The organism is Ekhidna sp. (assembly GCF_965228795.1).
Taxonomy (GTDB): domain Bacteria; phylum Bacteroidota; class Bacteroidia; order Cytophagales; family Cyclobacteriaceae; genus Ekhidna.
The window spans coordinates 1,396,100-1,412,982 of sequence record NZ_OZ245839.1; the positions used below are offsets into that span (position 1 = coordinate 1,396,100).

Annotated in this window: 18 protein-coding genes; 2 read left to right on the forward strand and 16 right to left on the reverse strand. The window is 39.7% G+C overall.

What is annotated here, in order from left to right; translation table 11 throughout:
- Positions 1–9 precede the first annotated feature (9 nt).
- The 14 genes from ACQK2H_RS06525 to xerD all read right to left on the reverse strand — a co-directional run bounded on the left by ACQK2H_RS06525 (position 10) and on the right by xerD (position 12,110).
- The gene (locus tag ACQK2H_RS06525; protein WP_425390650.1) at positions 10–978 is read right to left on the reverse strand and encodes a rhodanese-related sulfurtransferase; all 969 of its coding nucleotides are present in this window, start codon (positions 976–978) and stop codon (positions 10–12) included.
- 76 nt (positions 979–1,054) lie between these two features.
- On the reverse strand, positions 1,055–1,672 hold the full coding sequence (locus ACQK2H_RS06530; protein WP_425390651.1) for a hypothetical protein: 618 nt from the start codon (positions 1,670–1,672) through the stop codon (positions 1,055–1,057).
- 16 nt (positions 1,673–1,688) lie between these two features.
- Complete coding sequence (locus ACQK2H_RS06535) at positions 1,689–2,324, reverse strand: acetyltransferase (protein WP_425390652.1); 636 nt, start codon at positions 2,322–2,324, stop codon at positions 1,689–1,691.
- A 33-nt stretch (positions 2,325–2,357) separates the two neighbouring features.
- Positions 2,358–3,419, reverse strand: a complete 1,062-nt coding sequence (locus ACQK2H_RS06540; protein ID WP_425390653.1) for a hypothetical protein — start codon at positions 3,417–3,419, stop codon at positions 2,358–2,360.
- Between the two features lie 104 nt (positions 3,420–3,523).
- Complete coding sequence (locus ACQK2H_RS06545; protein ID WP_425390654.1) at positions 3,524–4,792, reverse strand: DUF2851 family protein; 1,269 nt, start codon at positions 4,790–4,792, stop codon at positions 3,524–3,526.
- A 30-nt stretch (positions 4,793–4,822) separates the two neighbouring features.
- Positions 4,823–5,638: an orotidine-5'-phosphate decarboxylase gene (gene pyrF, locus ACQK2H_RS06550; protein WP_425390655.1), complete on the reverse strand. Its 816-nt coding sequence runs from the start codon at positions 5,636–5,638 to the stop codon at positions 4,823–4,825.
- 106 nt (positions 5,639–5,744) lie between these two features.
- Positions 5,745–5,960, reverse strand: coding sequence for a hypothetical protein (locus ACQK2H_RS06555; RefSeq protein WP_425390656.1), 216 nt, complete (start codon positions 5,958–5,960; stop codon positions 5,745–5,747).
- Positions 5,961–6,072: 112 nt separating this feature from the next.
- Positions 6,073–6,318, reverse strand: a complete 246-nt coding sequence (locus tag ACQK2H_RS06560) for an RNA recognition motif domain-containing protein (RefSeq protein ID WP_089357032.1) — start codon at positions 6,316–6,318, stop codon at positions 6,073–6,075.
- 78 nt (positions 6,319–6,396) lie between these two features.
- The gene (locus ACQK2H_RS06565; protein WP_425390657.1) at positions 6,397–7,023 is read right to left on the reverse strand and encodes a LolA family protein; all 627 of its coding nucleotides are present in this window, start codon (positions 7,021–7,023) and stop codon (positions 6,397–6,399) included.
- Positions 7,024–7,041: 18 nt separating this feature from the next.
- Positions 7,042–9,588 carry a DNA translocase FtsK 4TM domain-containing protein gene (locus tag ACQK2H_RS06570; RefSeq protein ID WP_425390658.1) on the reverse strand — a complete coding sequence of 849 codons (2,547 nt, stop codon included), beginning with the start codon at positions 9,586–9,588 and terminating at the stop codon, positions 7,042–7,044.
- 53 nt (positions 9,589–9,641) lie between these two features.
- Entirely contained in the window at positions 9,642–9,932 is a 291-nt protein-coding gene (locus ACQK2H_RS06575; protein WP_425390659.1) for a type II toxin-antitoxin system RelE/ParE family toxin, read from the reverse strand.
- A 3-nt stretch (positions 9,933–9,935) separates the two neighbouring features.
- The gene (locus tag ACQK2H_RS06580; protein WP_425390660.1) at positions 9,936–10,175 is read right to left on the reverse strand and encodes a hypothetical protein; all 240 of its coding nucleotides are present in this window, start codon (positions 10,173–10,175) and stop codon (positions 9,936–9,938) included.
- A gap of 10 nt (positions 10,176–10,185) precedes the next feature.
- Positions 10,186–11,214 (reverse strand): quinone-dependent dihydroorotate dehydrogenase, encoded by a 1,029-nt coding sequence (locus ACQK2H_RS06585; protein ID WP_425390661.1) that lies wholly within the window; start codon positions 11,212–11,214, stop codon positions 10,186–10,188.
- A complete protein-coding gene (gene xerD, locus ACQK2H_RS06590) occupies positions 11,214–12,110 on the reverse strand; it encodes a site-specific tyrosine recombinase XerD (RefSeq protein ID WP_425390662.1) in 897 nt (298 codons plus the stop codon). The genes ACQK2H_RS06585 and xerD overlap by 1 nt, the downstream gene beginning before the upstream one ends.
- Positions 12,111–12,387: 277 nt before the next feature.
- Here xerD and aroQ point away from each other — a divergent pair, with 277 nt between their 5' ends.
- Positions 12,388–12,804 (forward strand): type II 3-dehydroquinate dehydratase, encoded by a 417-nt coding sequence (aroQ, locus tag ACQK2H_RS06595; protein ID WP_425390663.1) that lies wholly within the window; start codon positions 12,388–12,390, stop codon positions 12,802–12,804.
- Between the two features lie 83 nt (positions 12,805–12,887).
- Positions 12,888–13,430: an EF-hand domain-containing protein gene (locus ACQK2H_RS06600; RefSeq protein ID WP_425390664.1), complete on the forward strand. Its 543-nt coding sequence runs from the start codon at positions 12,888–12,890 to the stop codon at positions 13,428–13,430.
- Here ACQK2H_RS06600 and aac(6') read toward each other — a convergent pair whose 3' ends face one another.
- Positions 13,431–13,895, reverse strand: a complete 465-nt coding sequence (aac(6'), locus tag ACQK2H_RS06605; RefSeq protein ID WP_425390665.1) for an aminoglycoside 6'-N-acetyltransferase — start codon at positions 13,893–13,895, stop codon at positions 13,431–13,433.
- Positions 13,896–13,973: 78 nt separating this feature from the next.
- Positions 13,974–16,868: a WD40/YVTN/BNR-like repeat-containing protein gene (locus ACQK2H_RS06610; RefSeq protein ID WP_425390666.1), complete on the reverse strand. Its 2,895-nt coding sequence runs from the start codon at positions 16,866–16,868 to the stop codon at positions 13,974–13,976.
- Between the last annotated feature and the right edge of the window lie 15 nt (positions 16,869–16,883).

The window sequence follows — 16,883 nt, forward strand, 5'->3', positions numbered from 1 at the left end:
TACTAAAAGTTAATTTGAATCCTGCGTGACGGACTTGCGTTTTAAGCCTTTGTACGGGTTGTACCCATTCATTTTTTTCTGATAAAAGCCTGTTCCATCATAAGGTCTTCTGTCCGGGTTGTTCATGCATTCTTCTGAGCAACAACCTTTATAAATTTCAGCGCCCTTTTCGCTCATCGGGATGTGCATGTTGCAGTGTGGGTTAGCACAATTCACCATTCGGTCACAGGGCTCATCTGTTACATAGCATCGTGAGATGACCTTAGGGTTTACTTTGTTGACATCCTTGACGATGCGATTATCAAAGACATAGCATTTACCTTCAAAGTCTTCACCTTCTGCTTCCAATCCGTACTTTATTATCCCTCCATGCAATTGATGAACATTTTCAAAGCCTTGCTCAAGTAGGTAGGCACTTGCCTTTTCACATTTGATTCCACCTGTGCAGTAAGTAACAATTTTCTTGTCCTTGAACTTTTTTAACTCTTCGATTTTTTCAGGAAAATCTCTAAAGTTGTCAATATCGAGGGTGAGCGCATTCTTGAATTTGCCAATCATGTGCTCATAGTTGGAGCGAACATCGAGGATGATGGTGTCTTCAGGCTGTTCTTTTAATATCTTTCTGAATTCCTCAGGCTCAACATAACCCCCTGTCTTTTTGGTAGGATCAATTTCTCGCAGAGAGCTATGAACAATTTCTGGTTTTACCCTGACATGCATTTTTTCAAATGCTGGTTGATCGTTGGTGTCAACTTTGAATTCGGTATGAGCGAATCGAGGATCGCTGGTCACAGCATCCATGTATTTTTCACATGCATCCTGAGTACCAGAAACGGTACCGTTTAAACCTTCAGAAGCCACGATAATACGTCCTCTAAGGTCTAACTCTAAACAAAGCTTATGATGTTCTTCCCTGAACTGTTCAGGATCTTCAATCTTACTGTAGCAGTAATAAAGTAATACGTAATGTTTTTCCATAATAACCAAGCCCTGTTTCAGCAGGGTGTTAATACGGGCGCAAAATTAAGGTTTCTTTGGAAAACAGAGAATGAGATCAATCTTGAATTATTCGCTGTAATTTCAATTCTTTGACTAGCCCTTTCGAATAAGTAGGCAGGTAGCGATCCAATTCTTCAGGAGTAAAAATGGTTGATCGACCAGACCATATCAATTTGCCGACTTTCAATTCGTAAAAGTTGGTTTCAATAAAGTATTTGGTATCCCGTGTAAAGTATCCGGGTCGGTAAACAAGATCATATGTTCGGAAGAAATAGTTGCCGAATCGATTATAATAAACAAGTGGAGCATACTCTAAATCTGACGGCACATATCGGGGTTCATTGATGTCCACAAGAGCCACTGTAATGACCCCATCATGTCCGTTCTGCCGCATTCGTTCTTTTGCACGCTCCACATCTTCAAATGGTTTACCAAGCTCCGGAGGAAACATAGACATGCCGTTAATGCAGCGCAAGTCAAATTTTCTTCCTGTGTAAACCACCTCATTCTCTACTTCATTACGAAGGTTTACGTTGTTGATGAGGCCCATGATAAGTATACTGTTGAACTTCTTATCATATTCTTCAGTGGTGCTCCATGTACGCATCAGACCTTCAGGAACACAGCTGGTAAGTAAGAAAAGGAGAGCAATTATCAGGAGTTTTGACTTCATGCGCAGAAGATACGCATTACTTCACTTCCACGGCCGGGTTACCGAAAAGGGTTTGTCCTTTTTTCACATCACCAACCACTACCGATCCGGCTCCTATTCTTGCGCCTTTTTCGATTTTCACACCAGCTACCACAGTCACACCTGACCCGATGAATACCTCATTTTCGATTTTCACTTTGGTGTTTATAACAGATCCGGCTCCAATTTGAACAAAATCACCAATCTCTACATCCTGCTCAATAATTGCTTTAGAGTTGATCACATTGTGATTACCCATTTTAGAATCATTTGAAAGTACTGCTCCGGCGTTCACAAAATTGCCATGACCTATGCTGAAGGAATCCGAAATCGTTGCTTTTTGATGGACGGCATTCATTGGCATTACCTTACGTGTTTCGATCAAATAGTCGACATATTCCTTTCGTAGTGAATTGTCATCAGTAGCAACAAAAGCCTCACATTTTTGTCCAAGAAGTTTGGTGAATCCATGATCATCCGTAGCTCCAAGCACTGTTACTTCATTGATTTCTGTGTTATGGGTTTTTTCATCATCATCCAAAAATCCATATACAACAATGTTATTTGAATTGAAGATTTCTAAAGCTGCTTTAGCTATTCCTGTTGATCCAAAAATGATTACCGGTTTTTCCATGTCCTTCTTGTTTTGAAGGCGCAAAATTAGCGATTATTCCTTCGTTTGAGAAGTAAGGTATCGATATGGAAGAATGCTGCTGATTAAAAAGAGATAGGGCATATATGCATTCTTATACCTTACCAAGGTTCCGAAATTTGGTGTAGAAAGTGGAAGCATGATGGCAAGAAGAAGAATGCAGCAGATACTTGCCAATAGGAGAGGCCAATCAACAGTGGGCTTCAATTTTATAGCCAATATGATGGACATCATAATGAGGGTTGTGAGCACTATATTTTCTCCCCGATGTATCCATCCCCAGATTGGTGTCTTATCCATAATCGAAGGCCGAAATAAGCCGGCATGTAATGCTTTGGGAACATTCTTAAGTACCTCATTCCAACTTGATTCAGTTAACTCAATGTTTAGCTGATCTTCAACGTCTGACTTATCCAGTATTGCTTGATTGTTTTGATGCAATGTCCAGGGTATGCGATCAAGTTTTAAGTAAGGGTGGATAATCTGGGTCAAGCTTAAAGCACCCATAAAAATCACTATGGAAGCTACTTTCCATTTCAGTCCCATTTGTTTGAAAAGCGTAAGGCAAAATAGGATAGCGATAAATAAGATCCCGGAGATTAATATGTAATGTTTGATTTTCAACAGTACGAATGCACTAATCACCATTAAGAATAAACCAACAATATTGATTTTATGCTTATGATAAAAGAATACGGATGTAGAGATAAATATGATAAGCGAAGCGCTTGCCAGGCTGTCTTTTATAATTCCTGATGACCAGAATACAATGGAAGGAATCATTAAAAAAGAAATGGCAATGAGCCATTTAAGTTGAGGGAAAAGTCGGATCAATAGGCCAACACCATACCAGAAGCTTATGAAGCTTAAGAATGAAAAATAAAGAGAAGTGATCCAGTAAGATCCATTTGAGAATTGTACCACAGGTTTGAGTATGAATAGAAAAAACTGTGTTCTTGGCTCACTCCCATTATTGGGCTTCATTGATTTTACATCTTCAAAAAAATTGATGGTATCCCCTGCGCCATAGTATTCATAGAAAATAAGTCCCAGCACAATACCGGCTGTTAATTTCAAAATTAACCCGATCCAAAAGACCCACGTTGGCAGCAGTGATTTTATGAATCTAGCACCCAAAAAGGCCAGGAGACTTAAAAATGCAATATGGCCTATCCAGTTTATCACCTATTAAGTATTTCTACACCAATATTACAATGAAGACATCTCCTTTTCTGACAATAATGCTTGAATAGCTGAATATGTGCTTGCGATTCGAATGCGGAATTGATTTTAATATTGGTGGAAGCCCATTTCTTCGTGATTCGATTGCTTTCCGCCGGAAGCGATTCTAGCAATTCCACAGCTCTATCCATGTATTCCTGATTCGCGGAATATTTCGAGTATGCTGCAAAAAGTGGAGCAACGGTATTTATTAAAATATTCACAAAAGAACCGTTACCAATGGTTTTGGATGGACGATTTCGGTCTTTTCCAAAATCATAATGATTTTGCCAATAGTCACTAACTGGGGTTAATAACTGTTTTTTGAGCTGCTTTATATCAGTTGTTTCAATCAGGGTTGAAAAGAGCTTTGGATTATGAGAAAGCATTGAAGCAAATTGTGCGATGCGAACGGTTGGAAAATTGGCAGGTCTCATCTTTCCAAACTTCCATTGAGCTTTAACCATTGGTTCACTTAACTGATATTTTTTGCTTAGGTATGCATGCTCTGTTCGAAGTGAGCATTGATATTCATCTCTATCTGTACTTAAAAATCCTGTCTGTCCAAATAGTAATGCTTCTGTTTGGTCATGGCTATTTAATACTTTTTTTAAAATCCGAAATGGGAGAATTTGTGTTAATCTGGAAAAGGATTCTTTGTTGGTAGAAAATCCAAAGTTCTCCGCAAGTGTTGAATAGGTGGTTTCTTCCCAATCGTTATTGTTGACTTTTAGTTTTTCTAAAATGCTATTGGCTTTTTCTTCTAACCTCTCAATCAGCACACGGTCTTGCATGCTTCTCAGGGTCAATGGAGATACTTTTTGTATCTGATTGATGCAAAGTATTTCATCATTATTTTGAAGGTAATGCTTGTATTTTTTTGTTAAATGGGGATCAACAATGTGTTTTAGTTCGAGTGTTGGGATTGGTTCCTTTAGGATTTTTACTTCTTTATCATGCTCCCACACCACATGGAGAATGACATTTTCATAAGCAGAATCATTCTGATGGTTGTGGTGATACCAATCGGAAGATCGCAAATGAATTTCAACTTGCCCGGCCCATTCGATATTGTCAATTTTTATTCTGGCCTCTTCAAAATCAGGTCCAGAATCCATGTTATGGTTTCCGGGATAAAAAACGGTGAGACCAGAACCATTTGCCAGGGAGAGATCTCCTGAGGTAAATTTTTGGTATTTCCAGATGTAATGGAGAAAGTGCTCGTCCATGTCGATTAATAGCCTAAGATACGTTTTCTGCTATAATCGTTGAAGAATATGTGCCATTTCTAGCTGAATTTCCTGCGCTGCTTTTCCTGCTGAAGACGTAAAATTCTCTGATGAATCAGTATAAATGATACCGCGAGAAGAGTTGACGAGTAGTCCACAGTGCTTATTCATACCATTCTGACACACCGCATTCAGATCACCTCCTTGTGCCCCAACTCCTGGAATAAGTAAGAAGTGGTCAGGTACAAGCTTTCGTATTTCTTTCAGCGCCTCCGGACGTGTGGCGCCCACCACATACATGATGTTATCAGATGTGCCCCACTCTGAGCTTTTCCGGATAACACGCTCATAAAGTTTTTCATTTTTTTCACTTACTGGAAGGTTCTGAAAATCCAACCCTCCCGGATTGCTGGTTGCAGCAAGAATGATTGCCCATTTTCCTTCGAAATCTAAGAATGGCTTTACTGAATCTGATCCCATATATGGAGCTACAGTCACTGAGTCAAAATGCATGTTTTCAAAGAAGGCTCGAGCATACATGGAAGATGTATTCCCAATATCAGCTCTCTTTGCATCCGCAATGGTAAAAATGTCATCAGGGATGTACTCAAGTGTTTTCTGTAGTGACTCCCAACCTTTGGCACCCTGAGCTTCATAGAAAGCTGTATTTGGCTTATATGCCACTGCATTTTGGTATGTGGCATCAATGATTTGTTTGTTGAATTCGAAGATGGGGTCTTCAGATGAAAGGAGATGTTGCGGAATTTTTTTAATATCTGTGTCTAGACCAACACAAAGAAATGATTCCTTTTTCTTAATCTGCTCGAAAAGCGCTTGACGTGTCATTGATCAGTAGGTGATTTTTCGGCTAATTTAGAAATAAATTTCCCGGACATACTTCTTCCGTTCCTGCTAAAACGCAGGAGGTATAAATCCAATAAAATGATGGGGCTTATTTAAGCTCAGGAAGCTTGTCGTTTACGACTTTTCCTTTTTTTACTTCACCATAAAAGTGAACGTCGTAAAGTTTCTCGTATTTTTTGATCGACTGGTGTAATTCAGGAACACTATCGCTTCTTAGTTTGATTCCTTTTCTTTCACCTTTGTGTCGGAGTTCTATGTAGTATCCGTCTTTGAGTTTTACCGGAGTAGTTGCAGGTCTAGCCAAATCAATTAAATTTTAGTGTACGTATCAATTATATAAAACAATGCTCGTGTAGAAAAGTTTCCACACGAGCAATTATATAAAATTCAAAAAACTTTAGAATCTGTTTCAGTGCTTAACCTCTAGGGTTAGCTTTTTTTACAACGATGGTTCTACCATCTAATTCTGTGTCATTAAGGCTTGAAATTGCCTGGTTACCTTCGTCATCATTTGGCATTTCAACGAAACCGAAACCTTTCGATCTCTGAGTGTCTCTGTCCATGATAACTTTAGCGGAATCAACTGTTCCGAATTCTTCGAATGCTTGTCTCAATGCGTCTTCTGAAGTTGCATAGTTAAGCTTAGCTACAAAAATGTTCATTAAAAAAAATAAAAATTAAAAAAGCGTTCAGACTTGTTCTGAACGTCACAAAGGTATGCTTTTTCTTGAGATTCTATATTATCTAAAATCGATGACCTCAACATTCGGATATTTTGAGGTATCAAATGTGAAATAGCTGTCATTCAAGTTAGCTGGGGTAAATGAGTCGATAGAGTAGACGTATTTATTACCTGTTCGCTCAAACACAGTGAAGGATTTTAGCTCATCCTTAGCGTTTATGGTCATTCTGATCTTAAAATAGCTTTTATCTCTGCTTTCCGGGTCAAGCTCAACTACACGATCTCCGTTTCCTTTTTTCTCAATCAAAGCATATTTGAAGCCATCTTTATACAGGTCGTACACATTGCTAAGCGTGATTTCGGACTCTTCCGGATCATAAGTGCTAATAGTCACTTCATTAATTTCCTCATTGAAGGTATATATGTCTGTGCCATCGTTGTATATCTTCTGACCTGCCACTTCCAATACGTACATATCACCTTTTACAGCGATATCTCCGGAAATGGTTTCATCAAGTCCAGCACTTTCATTGGTCAGTTTTTGGGAGAATGAAGCCTTAAATGCATCAACTTTCTTGTATTTGCTACTCATGGCATCCAAAACCGCTAAAGCTTCCGGATCATATTGAGCCATGGTTTGTGCTACCATTGCTACAGAGAATATGGCTATTAATATCTTTTTCATCTTATGAATTTCAGGTTCTTAGTATTTGATTTCTATTTCAGACAATAACTGTTCCAAACTATGATCATCTGGTATTAGTACTTCGCGAGCCTTGCTACCCTCAAAAGGCCCAACGATTCCTGCAGCTTCAAGTTGATCAATCAATCGTCCGGCCCTGTTATATCCCAGCTTCATTTTTCTTTGGATAAGTGAAGTAGATCCTTGCTGATGCATGACGATCAAACGCGCAGCATCTGCAAAAAGTGCGTCTCTATCTGAAAGATCAACTTCACCAATTCCGGTTTCTTCTTCCCCGGCATATTCAGGTAGAATGTAGGCATCATCATAACCACGTTGGTCTCCTATAAAGTCACATATTTTTTCGACTTCAGGCGTGTCAACAAAAGCACATTGTAATCGTGTCATGTCGGACCCCATCGAGAGCAACATATCACCCATCCCAATAAGCTGATCAGCACCTCCGGCATCAAGAATGGTTCGTGAGTCAATCTTAGAGGTTACTCTAAAGGATAATCTTGCTGGGAAGTTTGCCTTTATAATACCCGTAATTACGTTTACTGACGGACGCTGAGTAGCTACGATCAAGTGTATGCCAATTGCACGAGCCAACTGAGCCAATCGGGCAATCGGCGTTTCTACCTCTTTACCGGCAGTCATCATTAAATCTGCCAGCTCATCTATGACTAAGACGATATAAGGTAAAAATCGATGACCTTTATTTGGGTTAAGCTTCCGCTCGGTGAATTTCTTGTTGTATTCCTTGAGGTTTCGGCAGGCAGCACTCTTTAGCAGATCGTATCGGTTATCCATTTCGATGCACAATGAATTGAGTGTATTCACCACCTTGGAAGTATCCGTGATGATAGGTTCGTCACTATCAGGAAGTTTGGCAAGAAAGTGCTTTTCGATTTTATTGAATAGTGTCAGTTCTACCTTCTTGGGATCTACAAGCACGAACTTCAATTGAGAAGGATGTTTTTTATAGAGTAGTGAGGTCAAGATAATATTCAAACCTACTGACTTTCCTTGTCCGGTAGCACCTGCCATAAGCAAGTGAGGCATCTTGCTAAGATCGGTTACGAATACTTCATTGGAAATGGTTTTACCTAATACAACAGGCAGCTCCATCTTACTTTCCATGAATTTGCTGGTGGTAATTACCGAGCGAGCATCTACCATCTCTCGGTTCTTGTTTGGCACTTCAATACCAATCGTACCTTTCCCGGGTATGGGGGCAATAATTCGTATGCCTAATGCGGCCAGGCTTAATGCAATATCATCTTCAAGGTTTTTGATCTTGGAAATTTTAACACCAGCCTCAGGTACTATTTCATAAAGGGTAACTGTAGGCCCTATGGTTGCTTTGATGCTAGAAATACCAATTTTGAAATTGACCAGAGTCTCAATAATTCGATCTTTATTGGCTTCAAGCTCGTCCTTGGTCACCTTCATCTCCTTTTCAGGATATTCAATTAATAAACCTGGGGTCGGAAATTTATACCTTGGCAAGTCAAGCATGGGGTCGTAATTGACTGCTTCCTCTGTTACTTCTTCTTCAAATTGCTTTTGCTCTACTTCAAAAGACAGATCTTCGAGCTCCTCATTTTTAACTTCAGGAGCCTCTTCTTTGGGTTGTGGAGGTGGGGGAGTCTGTTCTTCTTCTTTTGGGGCAAATACTTTTTCTTCTACTTCTTTTGGTAACGAAGTTTCTTCTTTGAATTCAGGTAAATCAATAGTGAATTCAGGGTCAGATTTATCTTTTGATACGGATGGTTTAGATGGAATCTTTTTAACTACCCATGTTTCTGATTCATCTTTATTTGCTTCTTCATCCTCCACCTCTTTTTTGATTTGATCTAAAACTGAAGTGATGTCTGGTTTTTTCTCTTTTGGTTTTTTCTCAGGGATCAATGACTTGATCTGATTTACAAGGTTCTCGAATGAAGGAACAACCCCACTAAACGCTGGAATACGTGTGATGTCAAAAAAGAACATATTGAACACCACGAAAAGAAAAATGATGAACAAGACCGCTCCCCAGCCCATCAAACTCTGGGCAATAACGGCAAGCTCATAGCCAATTCCTCCGCTGAGGAATCCCCACATGGTAGTTTCTTCCTGGGCTATCAGGAAATAGCCCATTACCATGCTGATCCAAATCAGGTAAAAAACAACGAAATTGAAAGATTTGGTTATTGGAAGCAATGCCCGAAACCAAATGATTCTGTAAGCCACAATGAAAAGGAAAGGAGGGATTAGAATAGCTGCTATCCCAAACCAGAGAAAAATGAAATAATGTGCTGCGATAGCTCCAATCAAGCCAAACGCATTCTGAACCTCAGCTCCGGATTCTTTAACGTCTGTATTTGTGTAAGCCTCTACAACACTTTGATCTGCTTGTCCGGTATTCAGATACGAAATGAAAGATACTCCCAGAAATATCGAAATCAATAACAGAGTAAATCCAATAAATAAGTGGAATTTCCGATCTGTGACGAAATTGAATTTAAGGCTTGCTTTCTTCTGCTTCTTTTCGCTCTTCTTCTTGTAGGTATTTGTTGCCATAGGTTATTGCTTCCAAAAATAATGGAGTTTTCAGCGTGGATCAAACATGATTATTATAAGTCTAAGTTTTCCTGATCTTGAAAATTATTCCAAAACCTAACGAGTGTTATTTGATCTTCTTGTACGAGGTAGAAGAGCGAAATCTGTTTTCTTATTACTGCTTTTCTTACATTTTCAAAATTGACCATTGGGTAGAGTAGAGGATGTTCCTGAATTAAGGAAAGTATTAATTCCACTTCTTCTATGAATCTTTTAGCGGTCTCTTCTGACCAGCGCGATAAAATGAAATCTATATTTTGATGATAATCTTGAATAGCATCTTCCGACCATACAATTGGCAGCATAAACTAGAAAAGGTTTGGGTACTTGGTGTGGGTGTCTTTCTGAGCTTCTTTATGGCTTTTTGTTCTCCCGCTCTTTATTGATTGCAAACCCTCCTTAATTGCTTCCTCCTGTTCCTTTGATATTGCTACTTTTTTTTCATTTACACTTGATAACTTAATTGACGAAAGCAAGTCAATGGTCTTCGGATCTTTTAAATCCGAAAGCCATTTAATTAAATCATCTTTTTGAGCTTGAATATCCATGATATTAAAGTTAACTAATTTTTAAAAGCTCCTTATTGATACGCTTGATCAGTGCCGGCCCCTCATAAACCAGCCCGGTGTAGATCTGTACCAAATTGGCTCCTGCTTTAATTTTCTCTACCGCATCTTGTGCAGAGTGAATCCCTCCAACTGCAATGATATGAACGAGTGGAAGATGTCTTCTGATATACGTTAGTACTTCGTTTGATTTGTTAAAAACTGGTTTTCCGCTTAAACCACCCGCTCCAATTTTATCAACTTCTTTTTGTTCAGTTTTTAACCCGGAACGATCGATGGTTGTATTAGAGATAATGAGGCCATCTAAATCCAGCTTTTGTGTAATCTCAATAATGTCATCTAGCTGGGATTCGGTCAGGTCCGGAGCAATTTTTAATAAAATCGGTTTTTGAGCTTCTTTCTTTTTGTTCTCATCCTGTAAAGCTTTTAGCAACTTCATCAGGGGCTCCTTTTCCTGTAAGTCTCGAAGACCCGGTGTGTTGGGAGAACTGACATTAACCACGAAATAATCTACATGCTCGTATAGTTTTTCAAAACAAATGAGGTAATCGTCAAGTGCATTTTCATTTGGGGTAACCTTATTCTTTCCTATGTTACCTCCTACAATTACATTCGATTTTCGATTCTTTAGTCGCTCAACAGCAGCGTCCACACCGTCATTGTTAAACCCCATTCTGTTTATTAAAGCCTCATCTTGTGGGAGTCTGAATAAACGAGGTTGAGGATTTCCGGGCTGGCCTTTTGGTGTAAGCGTACCTATCTCGATAAAGCCAAAGCCAAGGTTGGAGAAATCATCGATTAGTTCTGCGTTTTTATCAAACCCGGCAGCTAACCCAACTGGGTTCTTGAATTTTAATCCGAATACCTCTCGTTCCAGTCTAGGATCCTGGAAATCAAACAATGATTTTACAAGTGATTTGCCAAGAGGCAATCTGAGAACAAAATGGAGTAGTCTTGTTGTGATTTTATGAGCTCTTTCAGGCGAGAATAAAAATAGAATCGGTTTTAAAAGTTGATACATCAGCTTCTTGGATGGAATTGCGTAATAACCTGTTTCAAATAATCCCGATCAAGGTGTGTATAGATCTCCGTTGTGGTAATTGATTCGTGCCCAAGCATCTCTTGCACTGCACGCAAATCTGCTCCTCCTTCAATCAGGTGTGTTGCAAAACTATGACGAAAAGTGTGGGGACTAATGTTTTTCTTCAATCCAATTTTAGCTGCCAGGTCTTTAATGATCATAAATACCATTACACGACTGATAGCCTTTCCTCTTTTGGTTACAAAAAGATGGTCTTCAAATCCTTGTTTGACATCAATATGTACTCTGACTTCATCTCTGAAGATTTTGATGTGTTTCAACGCTGATCTTCCAATAGGTACTAATCGTTCTTTACTTCCTTTCCCAATAATCCGAAGGAAACCTATATCATCGTGGATGTTGCTGATCTTTAGATTTATCAATTCAGAAACACGTAAGCCTGAGCTATATAGTGTTTCTAACATGGCTCGATTACGTTGACCTTCATTCGTTGACATATCAATCGCGCTGAATAACTCTTCGATTTCAGGTAAATCGAGGGTATCTGGTAATTTTCTGCCGAGCTTGGGTGCTTCTATTAGCTCAGATGGGTCTTTTGTGATTACTTCTTCATAAACTAAAAATCGGAAGAAGGCTTTAAGCCCTGAAACCATGCGTGCTTGTGTGTAAGCAGACATTCCTAGTTCATTGATGAATTCCAAAAAGTCAATGAGGTCTTGCTGAACCACCTTGGTTGGAAGCACCTCTCGTTCTTTGATCTCGAAGAACTGTTGAAGCTTAGCAATATCAGCAAGGTATGCGTCTACCGAGTTGGCAGCTAAAGAGCGTTCCAGCTTTAGGTAACTTTTGAATTGTTTCGTATAAGTTGACCACATTTTTGGGTTATGAGTTAGCCAGTTAATTAGTGATTAGTCAATTAGCATCAGTAAATTGAGCTTTGATTGAACTAAACCCAAATTCAATGCAGCTTAGTTAAGACTTCCTTACCCTCAGTCCTTAAGGGATGACCTACTGGTTTAAGTCATTTCCCCTTTAGGGATCAGGGTTTTTAATCAAATTGCTGAAAAATTTTCTTAACTAAACGGCATTGAACCCAAATTATGCATTAAAGCATAATTCGGACTAAACTAATTCACTAATAACAAAGCAAAATTGAAAATTTTGATTCTAAATGGACCCAATCTGAACCTTCTTGGTAGACGTGAGCCTGAAATCTATGGAAGTCAGACATTTGAGGAATATTTTATTGAACTGCAAGAACAATTCCCTTCACATGAATTGGAGTACTTTCAATCAAATCATGAAGGTTCGTTAATTGACAAACTGCATGAGGTAGGGTTTAGCTATGATGGAGTGGTTTTTAATCCCGGAGCTTATACTCACACCAGTATTGCATTGCGGGATGCCATTTCAGGTATTGAAACACCGGTATTTGAGGTGCACATTTCTAACCTGGCTAAACGAGAAGACTTTCGTCAAATCAGTTATATCAAAGAGGTTTGTGTAGGTTCTATAAACGGTATGGGATTGGAAGGCTATGCTGTGGCCATTGATGCCCTTACTGAATAATATCATAGAGAAAACTCCTTGACTGCTCGAAACAAGGGTAAAAAAATGCTCATCTAGTAGTATCTTTCCTTGAAATATCAGTAATGACAGAACTACAAAATCAGAAGCTGACTCATTTTTTCAATGTATTGGATCATAATGGCAATGGTGTATTAGAATCCGATGATTTTGAGCAAGTAGGCGAGTATATCAGTGACATTGTCGGACATGAAGATAATTCAGTGGAGCGGCTGGATTTAAAGCTTCGTTCACATCGATTATTCGTTCAGATTCTTAAAGATGTTGACAAGCATGAAGCTGAACTCACTTTGGATGAGTGGCTGAAGTTTTTTGATGAAGTGGTCTTGAATAAACCGAATGACTACATTAATCAGTCCGCCACCTATCTTTTTTCCTTGTTTGATCAGGACATGGATGGTCATATAGATGAACGAGAATATCTGGATATGTTCAAGGCATACGGTCTTTATATGTCTGTTGCCAAAAAGGCTTTCGATTTATTAGATTTCAATGGGGACGGCAGAATAAGTGGAGGAGAATTGGTTAAAGCTTTTGAAGACTATTTTCTCTCTTCTGATGAGGGTGCACCTGGAAATTGGATTTTTGGAGACTGGAGGAGGGGGTGATCAAATCTTTTTCTTGAATGTGACCAGACGGCTTACTTCTTCAAACCCTACTGATTGATGGAAATCAATGCTATTCTTATTAGAGATGAATGAATCTGATGCCATCTCAGTACACCCATTTGTTTTGCCCCACAATTGTGCCTTTTCAACGAGTTTCTTAGCTATCCCTTCTTTTCGATGACTGGGGTCTACATAAATGCCTTCCATGTATAACACCGGAGACGATGATGTGCCCTCTACATATTCATGACGCAGTGATAACTGAATAAAACCAAGATAAATGCCGTGATTTTTTGCAATGAAAGCTGTTTCATTCTTTGACTTTAAAATCTTGAGTCCATTTTGAAATTCTTCCTTATAGTTGCATTCCGGCCATAGGTAGAGAACTAATTGAGCCAAATCAGAGACATTGTCTTTGGAAATTTCTTCAATAGTCATACTCTGGAAACTTGGTGATGCTTTCATAAAGATACAAATTGGCTATTGTAGAATAAAAAAAGCCACCTTGAAAAAGGTGGCCTCTTTACCATTAGTTATTATTCCTTATTCCTTTCTACCCGGTCTCTCCCTTGGTTTTTTTATTGTCAATGGTGTTTCTACGTTGGTGCCACCTACTGTGATACGAACAGTGTATTCTCCGATAGCTAGGTAATACTTTTCATTCTCTGCCACCTTATAATCCTCCTTTTGTTCTTCGTCTAGCAAGTCTTTGAAAGATTCATCGGTTTCCAATGGCATTTCGATGATGTTTAATCCCTTGTCTGCGGAGATGGCCAAAGAGGCAACTACCTGATCATTATAGATAATTTCAATCTTTCCTTCTTCATTGTTTCCAGAATAGAAGGCCACATCAATTGTCGGTTCCATCACTTCTCCCCAAGCCCAGGATTTTCTACCCCAACGAGAGCTATGCGTCAACTCATCAATTGGGAAAGAGTGAAGCTCTTTAGCTAGAATCTGTTCATCCAGCTGCTGTACCAGTGAGACATCTCCAATGTAAATGCCTCTTCCATGTGTGCCTAGCACCAGATCATTTTCTCTGGGGTGAACGATTAAATCATGTACAGGTGTATTTGGTAGTTCTTTTACAAAAGCCTGGTAGCTTTTGCCTCGATCTAAAGAAACATAGACCCCATGATCCGTCCCTACATAAATGATATTTTCATTTACAGGGTCTTCTTTTACTACATTCACAGGCTCCATTGGTAGTTCGGATGAGATATTCTTCCAGTTGTTGCCATAATCCTCACTTACAAAAACCATAGGCTTGAAGTTATCCCAGCGGTAACCATTCAGAGAGGCGTAAACGCGTCCTTCCTTGTGAGCAGAAGCAACGACAGTGCTTACCCAAAAATCAGATGGAAGACCGTTTGTGATCTTTGTCCAAGTCTCACCCACATCATTCGATCGATGTATCAAACCATCATCACTACCTACATAAATTAATCCGAATCGAGTTGGGGATTCAGATATGGTTGTAAGCGTCCCATAGCTTACATCTCCTTTTTTGCCACCATTGGTAAGATCATCGCTTAGTGTTTCAAAATTATCTCCTTTGTCCATGGAGCGGTGAAATCGATTGCTTCCGAAATAGACAATATCCTGATTGTGACTTGATAGGGTTATCGGTGCTTCCCAATTCCATCGGTATGGTGCATCACCTAGCTGATGACGGGGCGTAATGTATTTTCGATCACCGGTTTCTGTATCGATTCTGAAATAATTTCCGAATTGATATCCAGTATAGACTGTCGTATTATCACGGGTGTCTACTGCTACCTGCATACCATCACCACCCATTAAACGTTCGTATGGGTATCTGCCTTCCTGGTACCAACTTCTGGAATATTCATAGGTGCTGGGGCCTTTCCACACCCCATTGTCCTGAAGCCCACCATAAACATTGTAAGGCTTAGCCATATCTACAGCAATGGAATAGAATTGACCCACGGAAGGTGAATTACAGTTAATCCAGGTTTCGCCTGTATCATAGCTAACATATACACCTCCGTCATTACCGAGTATCAGATGTCTTGGATCATTTGGATTGATCCAAAGCGCATGATGATCTACATGTACATTATCTTCATTGATGCTTTTAAAGGTCTTTCCACCATCATCAGAACGAACAATCGGTACCCCCATCGTGTAAATAACATCCGGATTTTGGGCATCTACACGCACTTGTCCAAAATAGTATCCATACGAATAGATCATACTTTCAATGTAACCCTCGTGTGTTTTAGTCCAGGTTTTACTGGCATCATCAGATCGATACATCTCGCCGCCCTTTACCGGGGTATCAAAAAGAAGCGAATTGGCATCCTCGGTGTAGGTCACCAGGTCAATGGGCTTTACTTTGCCGGCTTCCACATCTTTTTTGATATCCACTGCATTGTATTCTCTAGGGAATCCATTATCATCTAAAAACGTATTAAGGTCACTATTATCAAGAGCGAGAAACTGCTGATTGCTCATAGAGCGTAATTGATCCTTGGTTAGACCTGCATCTTCATCACCTTCTTTTGGTCTGCGATCCTGATTATCAAGTATGGCATATACAATGTTTGGGTTTGAGGGAGCAAAAGCAAGGCCTATTCGACCGGTTCCATTAGTATCAGGGAATCCTGAATCGTCTGATATTTCATTCCATGTATTGCCACCATCTTCTGATCTGTAAATGGCTGTCCCAGGTCCGGCTTCCGTGAAGTTCCAGGCTTTCCTATCCTTCTCCCATGCTGCTGCGATGAGCAGGTCCGGGTTTTCAGGATGCATGATTAATTCCACAATCCCTGTTCTGTTATTTACAAACAAAGTTTTACTCCAGGTCTTTCCGGCATCAGTGGATTTATAAATGCCTCGTTCAGGGTTTTCAGAATAAAGATGACCCAAAGCTGCGACCCAAATTGTATTTGGATCCTCAGGATGAATGATGATACGTCCAATATGATGTGTTTCGGTTAACCCTACATTCTCCCAACTTTCACCGTTGTTATCAGACTTGAAAATGCCATATCCGGAGTAAGAGGACCGACTGGCATTGTTTTCTCCGGAACCTACGTAAATGACATCATTGTTCCAATCGACCGCTATATCACCTATTGTCATTACAATTTGATTGTCAAAGATTGGTTCGAAAGAGGTGCCGTTATTGTTCGTTTCCCAGAGGGAGCCGGAAGCGTAGGCCACATAGAAGTGAGATGGATCACCGGGATCTACTGCAAGATCGACTACTCGTCCACTCATGACAGTAGGGCCCACATTTTTGAATGGTACATTCTTTACCAGCGAGTTTTGCTCCAGTTGCAAACGTTTTTGGTAGCCATCCCATCGCTGTTCCGCGGGTGTAGCTGAAGGGTTGCCGGTTGTTTTTTTCTTGCGCTGAGCAGGCACGGTGATTACCATACTCATGAAGAGAAGTAGATAAATGATTTTCATGTGGATATGTTTTGC